Genomic DNA, 13,220 nt, shown 5'->3' on the forward strand with positions numbered 1-13,220 from the left:
CGGCCACCGTCCGCCGGCGCGCGGGGCGCGTCCTCCGCCGCACGGCGGAGCGCATCCCGCGCGCCGGTGGGGCCGGCTCCGCCGCGCGCCGGAGGCGCGCCCGGTCCCGCCTGCCTACGCTGGGGGCATGAGCCACCAGCACCTCCCGCAGGCCGCCCCGGAACGGACCGGCGCCCCCGCGCCGGACACCCCGGCGCCCCCGTCCGGCGGGCCGCCGGCGCTGAGCGTGCGCGGGCTCGTCCGGGTCTTCGGCCGCCCCGGCACCCCCGAGGCCAAGGTCGCCGTGGACCGCGTGGACCTCGACGTCCCCCGCGGCTCCTTCTTCGGCCTCGTGGGACGCAACGGCGCCGGCAAGACCACGATGCTGTCCATGGCGACCGGACTCCTCCGCCCCACGGCGGGCAGCGCCCGCGTGGCCGGTGTCGACGTCTGGGCCGAGCCCCGGCGGGCCAAGCAGCTCATGGGCGTGCTGCCGGACGGACTGCACCTGTTCGACCGGCTCACCGGACGCCAGCTCGTCACCTACGCCGGCCTGCTGCGCGGCATGGACCGGGACGTCGTGGCCGAGCGCACCGACGACCTGCTGCGGGCCATGGACCTCACGGCCGACGCCGGGACCCAGGTCCAGGACTACTCCGCCGGCATGACCAAGAAGATCGCGCTGGCCGGCGCCCTCATCCACGCCCCGAGCCTGCTCGTCCTCGACGAGCCGTTCGAGTCGGTCGACCCCGTCTCGGCGGCGAACATCCGCGAGATCCTGCACGGCTTCGTGTCCGCAGGCGGGACCGTGGTCGTCTCCAGCCACGTCATGGACCTCGTGCAGCGGATGTGCGACCACGTCGCCGTGATGGACCGCGGCCGGGTGCTGGCCGCCGGGACGGTCGACGCGGTCCGGGCCGGGGCCACGCTCGAGGACCGGTTCGTCGAACTGGTCGGCGGGCGCCGGGAGACGGGGGAGGGCCTGCCGTGGCTGCGCCCGGAGTGAGCCCGGAGCTCGCCCCGGCCCCGGAGGGCCTCGCCCCCGCCCGGGCGGGCACCGCCGCCCTGGCCGGGCGCCTCGTGGGCCTCAAGGCGAGGATCCTCGTCAACACCCTCACCCGCAGCACCTGGGTGCTCGTGGGGACCGTGCTGGGCGCAGCCTACTTCGTGTTCCTGCTGGGCCTGGCCGTCGTCGCGCTGTTCCTGCTGGGCCGTCAGGACCTGTCCCTGGTGCGCACCGTCCTCGTGCTGGCCGGGTCGGCGGCCGTGCTGGCCTGGTGGCTGCTGCCCATCCTCGCGGCGCGGGCCGACGCCACGCTGGACCCGGCCCGCCTCGCCCTCCTGCCCCTGTCCGTGGGCCAGGTGCAGTGGGGCCAGGCCCTCGGCGCGGTCGTCGGCGTGCCGGGTGCGCTCACCGTCGTGGCGCTCCTCGCCACGGTGAGCTCCTGGCGCTCGTCCGCGGCCGCGCTGCTCGCGGCCCTCCTGTGCGTGCCGCTGGCGCTGGCCCTCGTGGTCACCGGATCCCGCTGCGTCACCGCCCTCGCCGTCGGTCTCGGCCGCCGCCGACGCCTCACGGAGCTGGTCTCGCTGGCCGCGCTCGTGGCCCTGGTGCTGCTCGGCCCGATCCTCACCGGCCTGCTGAGCGGGCTGGAGCGGCTGTGGGACCGGCTGCCGCAGTACGCCGGCGTGCTCGCGTGGACGCCGGTCGGAGCCGTCTGGGCGGTCCCGGCCGACGTCGCCGCCGGCCGGTGGGGCTCCGCCGCCGCCCGGCTGGCCGTCACGGTCCTGACCGTCGTCGTCCTCGTCCTCGTCTGGCGGGTCGCGCAGGAGCGGGCCCTCACCAGCACGGCCGGCGGGCGGTCCGCGGCCCCGCGCGAGGGGGCCGCCGGCGCGGGGCTCCTCGACCTCGCGCCCCGGCGCCCGTGGGCGGCCGTCGCGGCCCGGTGCCTGGTCTACTGGGGCAGGGACCCCCGCTACTCGGCCGGTCTGCTCGTCATCCCGGCCCTCGCCGTGCTCATGTGGTTCTCCCGGGACCCGGAGGGAGGCGGCGTCCTCCTCTACGCCCTGGGCCCGATGATCGCGGCGCTGCTCGCGTACCAGATCTCGGGCGACGTGTCCTACGACAACACCGCCCTGCACCTGCACGTCCTCACCGGTGTGCGGGGCGTCCACGACCGCGCGGGCCGGGTGCTCGCGCTGCTCGTGATCGCCGTGCCGCTCACGGCGGCCGGGCTGCTGCTGCCGTTCGCGGTCGAGGGCCGGTGGCAGCTGCTGCCCGGGGTCGCGGGCACCGCGCTGCTGGCGCTGCTGGGCGGGGCGGGCCTGTCCTCGGTGATGTCCGCCCGGTACACCTACCCCGTGGCCCCGCCGGGCGCGTCCCCGCTGAAGACACCGCAGGGCTTCACCGTCCTGAACGTCCTCGTCCAGTTCGTGGCGCTGGGGCTGATCCTCGTCCTCGTGCTGCCGGCCGCCGTCCCCCTCCTCGTGCAGGTCTTCACCGGCGACCCCGTGTGGGGCTGGGTGGGGCTGGCCGCCGGGGCGGTGCTCGGTCCGCTGCTGTGCTGGGGCGGGATCGTCCTCGGCGGGCGCTGGTACGACCGGCGGGCCCCCGAGCTGCTCCAGGAGGTCGCCCAGTTCCGCTGAGCGGGACGGGCGCTCCCGGCGCACGGGGGCCGGCGGGGACGGGGTAAACTGGCGCCCATGCATGTCTCAGCGGCGACCACCGGCACCCCGACGAACGGCCCGGACGACACCCCGTACGGTGCCGATCCGGCGCAGCCGGCCGGGGGCACCTCGACGATCGAGCGCGAGGAGACCAGGGAGCTCCAGGAGCCGGGCGACCACGAACGATTCGCGCACTACGTGCGCAAGGAGAAGATCATGGAGTCCGCCCTCTCCGGCGAGCCCGTGATCGCCTTGTGCGGCAAGGTCTGGGTCCCCGGCCGCGACCCGCAGCGGTTCCCGGTGTGCCCGACCTGCAAGGAGATCTACGACGGACTCCGCCCCCCGAACGACCAGGGCGACGACCAGGGCTGAGCACCCCCGGCCGAGCAAGCGCCCGCCGCCGGCGGGCGCTTTTGCGTGGCCCGCCGCCGCGCCCCCGTCATCCACCGCGGCCACGAGGCCGCGGCACCACGAGCGAAAGGACGTCGCCAGAGTGTCCCAGGACGACCAGCTCTCCCTGTTCGGCGCAGCCGCCGCCGACCTCCCCCCGGCCTATCCGGACCGCGCCGCGTGGGGTACGGCCCCCAAGCTGCGCGCCTGGCAGGCGGAGGCGCTGCAGCGCTACTTCGAGGCACAGCCCCGGGACTACATGGCCGTCGCGACCCCCGGGGCCGGCAAGACGACCTTCGCGCTGCGCGTGGCCAAGGAGCTCTTCGACCGCGGGACCGTCAACCGGATCACGGTGGTGACGCCCACGGACCACCTCAAGCGGCAGTGGGCGGACGCCGCCGCCCGCGTGGGCCTGGCGATCGACCCGAACTTCAAGAACGCGGACGGCTCCCACGGCCGGGACTACCTGGGCGCCGCCGTGACCTACTCGCAGGTGGCCATGAAGCCGCTCCTGCACCGGGCCCGCACCGAGGCGGGCCGGACCCTGGTGATCATGGACGAGATCCACCACGCCGGGGACTCCCTCACGTGGGGCGACGGGCTCCAGGAGGCCTTCGACCCCGCCGCCCGCCGGCTCGCCCTGACCGGCACCCCCTTCCGCTCGGACACCGCGCCGATCCCGTTCGTGCGCTACCTGGAGGACGGGGACGGCATCCGCCGCTCGAGCGCCGACTACACCTACGGCTACGGCGACGCGCTCAAGGACCACGTGGTCCGGCCCGTGATCTTCCTCGCCTACTCGGGGCAGATGCGCTGGCGCACCAGCGCGGGGGAGGAGATGGCCGCGGAGCTCGGCGAGGGCTTCACGAAGGACATCACCGCCCACGCGTGGCGCACGGCGCTCGACCCGAACGGGCAGTGGATCCCGTCGGTGCTCCAGGCCGCGGACCAGCGGCTCACGGAGGTGCGGCGCACCGTGCCGGACGCCGGGGCGATGGTCATCGCGACCGACCACCAGGACGCGAAGGCCTACGCCGCGCAGCTGCGCCGGATCACCGGGGAGAACCCCACCGTGGTCCTCTCCGACGACAAGGGCGCGTCGGACCGGATCGACGAGTTCTCCGCGGGGGACAGCCGCTGGATGGTGGCCGTGCGGATGGTCTCCGAGGGCGTCGACGTCCCCCGGCTCGCCGTGGGCGTCTACGCGACGTCCACGTCCACGCCGCTGTTCTTCGCCCAGGCGGTCGGCCGCTTCGTGCGCGCCCGCAAGCGCGGGGAGACGGCCTCCGTGTTCCTGCCGTCCGTGCCGGCGCTGATGCAGCTCGCCAACGAGATGGAGGCCGAGCGGGACCACGCCCTCGACAAGCCCGCCGCGGAGGAGACCGGCCTGCCGGCCGACCCCCTCGAGGAGGGCTGGGACGACGACCTGCTCGAGGAGGCCAACCGGGAGGAGAAGGCGTCCGCGGCCCTCGCCCAGGGCCGGTTCGAGGCCATCGGCTCGGACGCGTCCTTCCACGGGGTCCTCTTCGACGGCGGCGCCTTCGGCGGCGGCGTGGCGGTGGGCTCGGAGGAGGAGGCGGACTTCCTCGGGATCCCGGGACTGCTCGAGGCCGACCAGGTCTCGGCGCTGCTGCGGGAGCGGCAGTCCCAGCACGCCCGGCGGCGCCCCGGCGCCGCCCGCACCCCGGAGCAGCCGGCGGTGCCCGACCACCGGCGGCTCAAGGAGCTGCGCGCCACCCTGTCCAAGAACGTCTCGGCCTGGGCGTCCCGCACCGGCACCCCGCACGGCATGGTCCACAACGAGCTGCGCCGGGTGTGCGGCGGACCCGCGGTGGCGCAGGCCAACGAGGCGCAGCTCCAGGCGCGGGTGAAGAAGCTGCAGGACTGGTTCATCGGGCGCAAGTGAGCCGCGCCCGGGACGCGGACCGCCCGGGACGGGGCGGTCCGCTGCCGGGCACGGGTCAGGACCGGACGACCTCGACCCCCGCCTCGGCCATCTCCCGCAGGGCGCGCTCCGTGGACTCCGCGGCGACGCCCGCGGTGAGCTCCACCAGCACCCGGGTGTCGTAGCCGGCCTCGACGGCGTCCAGGGCGGTCGCCCGCACGCAGTGGTCGGTCGCCAGGCCCACGATGTCCACGGCCTCGATCTCGTGCTCCCGCAGCCAGTCGTCGAGGCTCACGTCCGGCTCGTCGTCGACGTCCTCGTCGTCGCCCATCGGCACGTCCGCGTCCGGGGCGAGCAGCCCCTCGAAACCGGAGTAGGCGGCGTCGTGCTCGCCCTTGCGGAACCACGCCTGGATCCAGTCCGTGTCCAGGTCCGGGTGGGTGTGGGCCCCGCGGGACTCGGCGACGCAGTGCACCGGCCAGGAGTCCACGTAGTCCGGCTCGTCGGAGAAGTGCGCCCCGGGGTCGACGTGCCAGTCCTGGGTGGCCGCGACGGCCGCGTAGTCCCCGTGGTGGTCCTCCAGGTGCTCCGACACGGCGGCGGCCACCGCCGCGCCTCCGGCGACGGGCAGCGAGCCGCCCTCGCAGAAGTCGTTCTGCACGTCGACGACGATCAGTGCGGTCCTCATGGTGTTCCTCCCTCTGTTCGATGCTTCACGCTCGTGCCTCTCGCCCGGTGCTTCTCGCCCGGTGGTGCTGCTCCGGCGGGTGCCGCCGGGCGGATCCCGCCCGGCGCACGCCGCCCGGACGGCCGCTCAGGCCGGGGCCTCGGGCCCCAGGACGGTCGGGATCACGGGGTCGCCCTCGCTGAGCCGCCGGGCCGAGCGGGGCAGCTCCGCCACGGACGCCGCGTGCCGCCCCCGGGCCCGGCGGACCCCCTCCGGGCCCGTCCAGCCGTCCAGCAGCTCGCCGCGGCGGACGAAGTCCTCCAGCAGCGGCCGGTCGTCGCCGTCGTCGTCGGGCAGCCGGCCGATGCCGACCATCTCGTGGGTCGCCGTGCCCCGCTCGTCCCGGCGCCGCAGTGCGTGCTTGCGCCCGCCCACGGACACCTTGCCCTTCGCGGCCTTCGCCACGGGCCGCAGCTCGCCGGAGGAGTCCTCGCGGGCCACCAGCTTGTAGACCATCGACGACGTCGGCGCGCCGGAGCCGGTGACCACTCGGGTGCCCACGCCGAACGCGTCGACGGGCGCGGCGTTCAGGGCCGCGATCGCGTACTCGTCCAGGTCCGAGGTGACGGTGATGCGGGTGTCCGGGTTGCCGAGCTCGTCGAGGAGCCCGCGCACCCAGGCGGCCTGGGTCACGAGGTCGCCCGAGTCCAGGCGCACGCCGCCCAGCCCGGGACCGGCGAGCTCCACGGCCTTGCGCACCGCGGTCTCGACGTCGTAGGTGTCGACGAGCAGGGTGGTGTCCCGGCCCATGGACTGGAGCTGGGCGCGGAAGGCGTCCTCCTCCGTGTCGTGCAGGAGCGTGAAGGAGTGGGCGGCCGTCCCGACCGTCCGGATCCCGTAGCGGTGCCCGGCCTCGAGGTTCGACGTCGAGTCGAAGCCGCCGATGACCGCCGCCCGCGCGGCCGCGACGGCGGCCTCCTCGTGGGCGCGCCGGGAGCCCATCTCGATGCACGGGCGCCCCGCCGCGGCACCCACCATGCGGGAGGCGGCCGAGGCCACGGCGCTGTCGTAGTTGAGCACCGACAGGAAGTACGTCTCGAGCACGCACGCCTCGGCGAAGGTGGCCTCGACCACGAGCAGCGGCGACGAGGGGAAGTACGCCTCGCCCTCGGCGTAGCCGGAGATCGAGCCGGTGAAGCGGAAGTCCGCGAGGTAGTCCAGGGTGGCGCGGTTGACCACGCCGGTGTCCGCCAGGAAGCGCAGCTGCTCGTCGCCGAAGCGGAAGCTCCCGAGCCCCTCGAGGAGGCGCCCCGTGCCCGCCACCACGCCGTAGCGCCGCCCGGCGGGCAGCCGCCGGGCGAAAACCTCGAACACGCTGCGCCGCTGCGCGGTGCCGGCGTGCAGGGCGGCCTGCAGCATGGTCAGCTCGTAGTGGTCGGTCATCAGGGACGTGGGCGGCGGGGCCCACCGGTGGCTGCGCTGGTTCACGGGCACCACTCTAGCGACGCCGCCGGTGCGCCCCGCCTCCGGCACTCGCTACGATGGACGGACCATGCACTGCGCTACTCCCGCCGCCGCCCGCCCCGCGGCCACCGCCACCCCGGAGACCGGCACCCGGCCCACCGGCGCGACGTCCGTGGCCACGGAGACCGAGACACCGTGGAACGTGGTCGTGTGGGACGACCCCGTCAACCTCATGAGCTACGTCACCTACGTGTTCCGCTCCTACTTCGGCTACCCGGAGGAGAAGGCCCGCTCCCTGATGCTGGAGGTCCACCACCACGGGCGCTCCGTGGTGGCCAGCGGCTCCCTCGAGGAGGCCGAGACCCACACCGCGGCGATGCACGGCTTCGGACTGTGGGCCACCTTCGAGCAGGCGGGGGGCCACTGATGGCGCAGGGCTTCCGGTCCACCCGCCGGGGCATCACCGCCCGCTTCGAGGAGCCCGAGAAGGAGCTGCTCCAGAAGCTGTTCGCGGACGTCGCCCAGGCGCTCGCCCCCGAGCAGCCGGCCTCGGAGGACTCGCTCGAGCGGATGCTCGGCGTGTCCGGGGACGCCACCGTCCCCGACGACTCCGCGCTGCGGCGGCTGCTGCCCGACGGGAGCCTGGACCCCGAGCGCGCCGCCGAGTTCCGCCGGTACACGGAGCGGGGGCTGCGGGAGACCAAGCGCGGCGTGCTGCAGCAGGCGGCCCTCGCGCTGGAGGCCCAGCCCGTGCGGCTGGACCCCGCCCAGGCGCAGGCCTTCGGGCAGGCCCTCAACGACGTGCGGCTGGTGCTGGCGGACCGGCTCGGGATCCGCAGCGAGGCCGACGCCGAGCGCGTGGGTCGCTACGACGACTGGTCCGCGATCGAGGACGTCGAGACGTACATGTCGCTCCTGTACAACTTCGTCTCGTGGTTGCAGGAGACCCTCATGGAGGCCCTCCTCCACGACCTGCCCCGGGACTGACCGGGCACGACACCCCGGGCGGCCCCCGCCCCGGCCGGGGGTGACGCGGCTCACGGCGGCACGGCCGCGGCGCGGTTTGGGACGGCGGCACGCCCGGGACTACGCTCTTGACGATATGCAGGATGACGACGTCTTCGGGGCCGGCGGCCGGGCCGCCCGGCGCCCCAACCCCGGTTCACCCATCGGCGTGTTCGACTCCGGGGTGGGCGGTCTCACCGTGGCCCGCGCCATCATCGACCAGCTGCCCCACGAGGAGATCGTGTACGTGGGGGACACCGCCCACGGGCCCTACGGGCCGCTGCCGATCGCCGAGGTCAGGGCGCACGCCCTGCGGATCATGGACGAGCTCGTCGACTCCGGCGTCAAGCTGCTCGTGATCGCCTGCAACACGGCGTCCGCGGCGGTGCTGCGCGACGCCCGGGAGCGCTACACCCGGGTCTACGGGATCCCGGTGGTCGAGGTCATCCAGCCGGCGGTGCGCCGGGCGGTCGCCTCGACCCGCAACGGCCGGATCGGCGTCATCGGCACGGAGGCGACGGTCGGTTCCCGCGCCTACGACGACACGTTCGCCGCCGCCCCCCACCTGCGGATCGACTCGGTGGCCTGCCCCGCGTTCGTCGACTACGTGGAGGCGGGCGTCACCACGGGGCCCGGCCTGCTGGCCACGGCCCAGGCCTACCTGGACCCGCTGCGCGAGGCCGACGTGGACACGCTGGTGCTGGGCTGCACCCACTACCCCCTGCTCACCGGCGTGATCTCCTACGTCATGGGCGACGCCGTCACGCTGGTCTCCAGCGCGGAGGAGACCGCCAAGGACGTCTACCGGGCGCTCGTCAGCCACGGGCTCGAGCGCGAGCCGGGGGTGCCGGGCGGGCCCGCCCGGCACGAGTTCCTCGCCACCGGGGACGCCGCGTCCTTCGAGGTCCTCGCCCGGCGGTTCCTGGGGCCGGAGGTCGCCCGCGTCCGGCACACCAGCTCCGTGGCGGAGCAGTACCCCACGGGCTCGCTCGCGCGGATCACCCCGGAGATGATCGGGGGAGCGGGCCCGTCCGCGCCCTGAGCAGCTCCGCGGCCGGTGCGGCCGCCGTCCCACCGGCACCTCCTGGAAGGCTCTCGCCCATGAAACTCACCATCATCGGATGCACCGGCTCCTTCGCGGGGCCGAACTCCCCGGCCTCCTGCTACCTCGTCAGCGGTGAGGACGCCGAGGGACGGACCTGGCGCATCCTGCTGGACATGGGCAACGGCGCCCTCGGGGTGCTGCAGCGTTACATCGACCTGCACGACATCGACGCCGTGCTCGTCAGCCACCTGCACCCCGACCACTGCATCGACCTGGCCGGGCTGCACGTGGCCATCAAGTGGGACCCGCGCGGCTGGGGCCGACCCCCGATCCCGCTGTGGGCGCCCACCGGCCTCCACGAGTACCTCAGCAGCACCCACGGGCTCCCCACGGAGCCCGGGATGCACGGGGAGTTCGACTTCCACACCTGGGTCCCGGAGGAGCCCGTGCGGGTGGGGCCGTTCGCGATCACGCCCTTCCGGGTGGAGCACCCCACCCCCGAGCCCTACGCCCTGCGCATCGACTACGACGGCGTCATGGGCCCCAGCACCCTGGCCTACTCGGGGGACACCGACGCGTGCGAGGGGCTCGTGCGCGCCGCGCGGGACGCCGACGTCTTCCTGTGCGAGGCCGCCTACCACGAGGGCCGCGACGACGCGCTGCGCGGCATCCACCTGACCGGCCGGCGCGCGGCGGAGGCCGCCCGGGACGCCGGGGCCCGCCAGCTGCTGCTGACGCACCTGCCGGTGTGGAACTCCCCGACGCGGGCCGTGGAGGAGGCGCAGGAGGTCTTCGCGGGACCCATCGGGGTGGCCGAGCCCGCCTACACCTACCGGATCGTCCGGCGGGGGAGCGGCCGTCCCGCGGCCGCCGTCGGGCCGTGAGCCCCGCCGCCGGCGGCCGGGCCGGGCGGTCGGTGCCGCGGGGTAAGGTGGACCACATGGATTCCCCCGTCGACCAGACCGCACCGGCCCTCTCGACCTCGGGGGTGACCCGGTCGGACGGCCGTTCGCCCGGTGAGCTGCGACCCATCACGATCACCCGCGGCTGGTCCCAGCAGGCGGAGGGCTCCGCCCTCATCGAGTTCGGCAGCACCCGGGTGCTGTGCACCGCGTCCGTGACCGAAGGCGTCCCGCGCTGGCTCAAGGGGGAGGGCCGCGGCTGGGTGACCGCCGAGTACGCGATGCTCCCGCGGGCCACGTCCACCCGGTCCGCTCGCGAGTCCGTGAAGGGCAAGATCGGCGGGCGCACCCACGAGATCTCCCGGCTCATCGGCCGCTCCCTGCGCTCGGTCATCGACCTCTCCGCCCTCGGCGAGAACACCGTGGTCCTCGACTGCGACGTCCTCCAGGCCGACGGCGGCACCCGCACCGCGGCCATCACCGGCGCCTACGTGGCCCTCGCCGAGGCGATCGGGTGGGCCCGGGCCGAGGGGCTCGTCGCCCGTCGCGCGCAGCCGCTCACCGACACGGTGGCCGCCGTGTCCGTGGGCATCATCGACGGCGTGCCGATGCTGGACCTCCCGTACGTCGAAGACGTGCGGGCCGAGACCGACATGAACGTGGTGGTCACCGGGTCCGGAGACTTCGTGGAGGTGCAGGGCACCGCCGAGGGCGCCCCCTTCGACCGCGCCGAGCTGGACGCCCTGCTCGACCTCGCGCTGGCCGGCTGCGCCCAGCTCACCCAGATCCAGGTCGAGACCCTGCGCGAGGCCGGCGATGGGTGACCACCACGGCGCCCGGGTGGTGCTCGCCACGCACAACCGGGGCAAGCTCGCCGAGCTGCGGGACCTGCTCGCGCCCGCGCTGCCCGGAGCCGACGTCGAGCGGCTGGTCGTGGACGCCGCCGCGGCCGGGGCGCCCGACGTCGTCGAGGACGGCACCACCTTCGAGGCCAACGCCCTGCTCAAGGCCCGCGCCGCCACCGCCGCGACCGGGCTGATCGCCGTGGCCGACGACTCCGGCCTGGCCGTCGACGTGCTGGGCGGGGCCCCCGGGATCTTCTCCGCGCGCTGGTCCGGCCGGCACGGCGACGACGCCGCGAACCTGCGGCTGCTGCTCGCCCAGCTCTCCGACGTCCCCGACGCCCATCGCGGCGCGCAGTTCGTGTGCGCCGCCGCGCTCGTCACCCCGGACGGCCGCGAGCACGTGGAGACCGGGACGCTGCGCGGCGCCCTGCTGCGGGAGCCCGTGGGGGACGGCGGCTTCGGCTACGACCCCGTGCTGCGCCCCGACGGGTCCGACCGGACCTGCGCCGAGCTCACGCGCGCGGAGAAGAACGCCATCAGCCACCGCGGGCGCGCGATGCGGGCCCTGCTCCCGCACCTGCTGACCGCCCTCGACCCCGCCGCCGTCCCCGACTGACCCACGTCCGAACCGAGGAAGTTGACCATGCCCTGGTCGCAGCTCCACCACCTGCCGTTCGCCGGCGCCGTCGAGGCCGTGCTGCGCGAAGCCGGCATGAGCGCCGACCCCGGCCAGTGGGAGGTCCACGCCGGCGGGTCCGCCCACGTGGTGGTGAACGTGGGCCACGTGATCTCCGTGCGGATCGCCAAGAACGCCACGGTCTGCGAGCACGTCCAGCGCCGCACGGAGGTGCTGCGGAGGCTGCCCCGCTTCTCGTTCGCGACCCCGCGGCCGCTCACCGGCGTGGTGGTCTCCCACGGCTACACCGGGGTGGGCCTGACGTGGCTGCCCGGGCACCCGCACCCGCCCGGGCACGGCGACCCGGCCGTGCTGCACCGGGTGCTGACCGAGCTGGCCGAGGTCGACACCTCCGGCTTCGCGCGGTACCTCGACCGTCCCGGCCAGCACTGGGGCGGCCACCGGCGGCGGCACGTGCTGCTCGACGAGGTCATCCCGCGGCTGCTGCCCCGCAACCAGGAGGCCGCGCGGCGGGCCGTCGCCGAGCTCGCGGCGCTGCCGACCGTGGTGCCGACCCTGGTGCACGGGGACCTCATGGGGCACAACATGCTGTGGGACGGTGACGGGGACGAGCTCACGGGCATCATCGACTGGGACCACGCCTGTCTGTCCGACCCCGCGCACGACGCCGCGTCCCTCGGGCTGTGGTACGGCTGGGACACCCTGCGCGCCGCCGTCTCGGAGACCGTCTACGAGCGGGCCCGGCTGCACGCGCGCACGTTCCCGCTGCAGGCGGTCGCCTACGCGCTGCACCACGACCTCGACACCGCCCAGGTCAACCAGTCCATCGCCCGGGCCGACGACTGGATCGAGACCAACCTGCGCGGTGTCTCCGCCTGAGCGGGCGCAGTAGGCTGTTCCGGTGCCTCGTCCCGCTTCCCCCGACACGACCACCGACCGGCCCGCCGCGGATCCGTCGTCCCTCTCCTTCACCGCCATCGACTTCGAGACCGCGAACCGCTTCATCGGCTCGCCGTGCGCCGTGGGCCTCGTGCGGGTCCGCGGCGGCCGGGTGGTGGCGGAGCGCTCCGCCTACATGCGCCCGCCGCGCACCCGCGCGGACTTCGACCCCGGGAACACGCGCATCCACGGGATCACCGAGCACACGGTGGCGGGCCACCCCGGCTTCGCCGAGCTGTGGCCGCGGATCGAGGACTGGATCCTGGCCGAGGACCCCGACGAGCTCGTGGTGGCGCACAACGCGGCCTTCGACATGGGCGTGATCCGCGCCGCGTGCGCGGAGACGGACACGCGGCACGCCCCGCTGGCGTATGCGTGCAGCCTGGCGCTGGCCCGGCGCGGCTACGACCTGCCGTCCTACGCGCTGCCCCGGGCGGCCGAGGCCGCCGGGGTGCCGCTGCGCCGCCACCACGACGCCCTCGAGGACGCCCGGGCCTGCGCGGGGATCGTGGTGGACCTGGTCCACCGGGCCGGTGCGGGCACCGTCCGGGAGCTGCTCGCCGGCGCGGGACTGAACGTCAAGCGGCTGGCGGCGCCCCCACTTCCCTGAGCCAGCGCTCGGCCGTCTCCGACACCACGTCCCCGGCGTCCAGCCGGGTGCGCCACTCCGGCGGCAGCGCGGCCGTCCCGAGGGCCGCGCCCGTCACGGCGCCGGCGATCGCCCCCGCCGCGGCCGGCTGGCCGGTGCCGGCGGTGGCCAGCTCCACCGCGCGGCGGAACACGGCCTGCGGGTCCCCG

The 13,220-nt window shown here is 75.2% G+C and carries 14 protein-coding genes and 1 pseudogene; 12 read left to right on the forward strand and 3 right to left on the reverse strand.

Annotated features, from left to right (window positions below; translation table 11 throughout):
• Positions 1 to 127 precede the first annotated feature (127 nt).
• From CK505_RS16120 to CK505_RS16135, 4 genes are all read left to right on the forward strand, one after another.
• Positions 128 to 985, forward strand: a complete 858-nt coding sequence (locus tag CK505_RS16120; RefSeq protein WP_035928856.1) for an ABC transporter ATP-binding protein — start codon at positions 128 to 130, stop codon at positions 983 to 985.
• Complete coding sequence (locus CK505_RS16125; protein ID WP_303621213.1) at positions 967 to 2,622, forward strand: hypothetical protein; 1,656 nt, start codon at positions 967 to 969, stop codon at positions 2,620 to 2,622. Before CK505_RS16120 ends, CK505_RS16125 begins: the two co-directional genes overlap by 19 nt.
• Before the next feature lie 57 nt (positions 2,623 to 2,679).
• On the forward strand, positions 2,680 to 3,015 hold the full coding sequence (locus tag CK505_RS16130) for a DUF3039 domain-containing protein (RefSeq protein ID WP_035928859.1): 336 nt from the start codon (positions 2,680 to 2,682) through the stop codon (positions 3,013 to 3,015).
• Between the two features lie 121 nt (positions 3,016 to 3,136).
• Positions 3,137 to 4,939, forward strand: a complete 1,803-nt coding sequence (locus CK505_RS16135; RefSeq protein ID WP_095651715.1) for a DEAD/DEAH box helicase — start codon at positions 3,137 to 3,139, stop codon at positions 4,937 to 4,939.
• 55 nt (positions 4,940 to 4,994) lie between these two features.
• On the opposite strand, the gene CK505_RS16140 is transcribed toward CK505_RS16135, so the two are convergent.
• Together CK505_RS16140 and CK505_RS16145 are read right to left on the reverse strand one after the other, a co-directional pair.
• Positions 4,995 to 5,606: an isochorismatase family protein gene (locus CK505_RS16140; protein WP_095651716.1), complete on the reverse strand. Its 612-nt coding sequence runs from the start codon at positions 5,604 to 5,606 to the stop codon at positions 4,995 to 4,997.
• Between the two features lie 126 nt (positions 5,607 to 5,732).
• A complete protein-coding gene (locus tag CK505_RS16145) occupies positions 5,733 to 7,073 on the reverse strand; it encodes a nicotinate phosphoribosyltransferase (RefSeq protein WP_255250985.1) in 1,341 nt (446 codons plus the stop codon).
• 64 nt (positions 7,074 to 7,137) lie between these two features.
• Between CK505_RS16145 and clpS the strand changes: the two genes are divergently transcribed.
• From clpS to CK505_RS16185, 8 genes are all read left to right on the forward strand, one after another.
• On the forward strand, positions 7,138 to 7,476 hold the full coding sequence (clpS, locus tag CK505_RS16150) for an ATP-dependent Clp protease adapter ClpS (protein ID WP_017833243.1): 339 nt from the start codon (positions 7,138 to 7,140) through the stop codon (positions 7,474 to 7,476).
• Positions 7,476 to 8,036 carry a DUF2017 domain-containing protein gene (locus CK505_RS16155; protein WP_017833242.1) on the forward strand — a complete coding sequence of 187 codons (561 nt, stop codon included), beginning with the start codon at positions 7,476 to 7,478 and terminating at the stop codon, positions 8,034 to 8,036. The genes clpS and CK505_RS16155 overlap by 1 nt, the downstream gene beginning before the upstream one ends.
• A 115-nt stretch (positions 8,037 to 8,151) precedes the next feature.
• Positions 8,152 to 9,096 (forward strand): glutamate racemase, encoded by a 945-nt coding sequence (gene murI / locus CK505_RS16160; RefSeq protein ID WP_035928866.1) that lies wholly within the window; start codon positions 8,152 to 8,154, stop codon positions 9,094 to 9,096.
• A gap of 59 nt (positions 9,097 to 9,155) precedes the next feature.
• Positions 9,156 to 9,983 carry an MBL fold metallo-hydrolase gene (locus CK505_RS16165; protein ID WP_095651717.1) on the forward strand — a complete coding sequence of 276 codons (828 nt, stop codon included), beginning with the start codon at positions 9,156 to 9,158 and terminating at the stop codon, positions 9,981 to 9,983.
• Between the two features lie 56 nt (positions 9,984 to 10,039).
• Entirely contained in the window at positions 10,040 to 10,825 is a 786-nt protein-coding gene (rph, locus tag CK505_RS16170) for a ribonuclease PH (RefSeq protein ID WP_035928869.1), read from the forward strand.
• Positions 10,818 to 11,462 carry an RdgB/HAM1 family non-canonical purine NTP pyrophosphatase gene (gene rdgB / locus CK505_RS16175; RefSeq protein ID WP_035928872.1) on the forward strand — a complete coding sequence of 215 codons (645 nt, stop codon included), beginning with the start codon at positions 10,818 to 10,820 and terminating at the stop codon, positions 11,460 to 11,462. The genes rph and rdgB overlap by 8 nt, the downstream gene beginning before the upstream one ends.
• 27 nt (positions 11,463 to 11,489) lie before the next feature.
• Entirely contained in the window at positions 11,490 to 12,362 is an 873-nt protein-coding gene (locus CK505_RS16180) for a phosphotransferase family protein (protein WP_035928873.1), read from the forward strand.
• Positions 12,363 to 12,384: 22 nt separating this feature from the next.
• The gene (locus tag CK505_RS16185) at positions 12,385 to 13,032 is read left to right on the forward strand and encodes a 3'-5' exonuclease (protein ID WP_020380579.1); all 648 of its coding nucleotides are present in this window, start codon (positions 12,385 to 12,387) and stop codon (positions 13,030 to 13,032) included.
• On the opposite strand, the pseudogene CK505_RS18575 reads toward CK505_RS16185, so the two are convergent.
• A pseudogene (locus CK505_RS18575) lies at positions 13,001 to 13,220 on the reverse strand (hypothetical protein); the annotation flags it as partial. The gene CK505_RS16185 and the pseudogene CK505_RS18575 sit on opposite strands and share 32 nt — an antisense overlap.

Origin of the sequence: Kocuria sp. WN036 (assembly GCF_002287015.1) — a bacterium.
GTDB classification, from domain to species: Bacteria; Actinomycetota; Actinomycetes; order Actinomycetales; family Micrococcaceae; genus Kocuria; species Kocuria rosea.

What these genes read in the sequence shown, in the direction of transcription:
- CK505_RS16120 (WP_035928856.1), top strand. Translation starts at nt 128, where the DNA reads ATGAGCCACCAGCACCTCCCGCAGGCCGCCCCGGAACGGACCGGCGCC.
- CK505_RS16155 (WP_017833242.1), top strand. Translation starts at nt 7,476, where the DNA reads ATGGCGCAGGGCTTCCGGTCCACCCGCCGGGGCATCACCGCCCGCTTC.
- rph (WP_035928869.1), top strand. Translation starts at nt 10,040, where the DNA reads ATGGATTCCCCCGTCGACCAGACCGCACCGGCCCTCTCGACCTCGGGG.
- CK505_RS16130 (WP_035928859.1), top strand. Translation starts at nt 2,680, where the DNA reads ATGCATGTCTCAGCGGCGACCACCGGCACCCCGACGAACGGCCCGGAC.
- rdgB (WP_035928872.1), top strand. Translation starts at nt 10,818, where the DNA reads ATGGGTGACCACCACGGCGCCCGGGTGGTGCTCGCCACGCACAACCGG.
- CK505_RS16165 (WP_095651717.1), top strand. Translation starts at nt 9,156, where the DNA reads ATGAAACTCACCATCATCGGATGCACCGGCTCCTTCGCGGGGCCGAAC.
- murI (WP_035928866.1), top strand. Translation starts at nt 8,152, where the DNA reads ATGCAGGATGACGACGTCTTCGGGGCCGGCGGCCGGGCCGCCCGGCGC.
- CK505_RS16140 (WP_095651716.1), bottom strand. Translation starts at nt 5,606, where the DNA reads ATGAGGACCGCACTGATCGTCGTCGACGTGCAGAACGACTTCTGCGAG.
- clpS (WP_017833243.1), top strand. Translation starts at nt 7,138, where the DNA reads ATGCACTGCGCTACTCCCGCCGCCGCCCGCCCCGCGGCCACCGCCACC.
- CK505_RS16180 (WP_035928873.1), top strand. Translation starts at nt 11,490, where the DNA reads ATGCCCTGGTCGCAGCTCCACCACCTGCCGTTCGCCGGCGCCGTCGAG.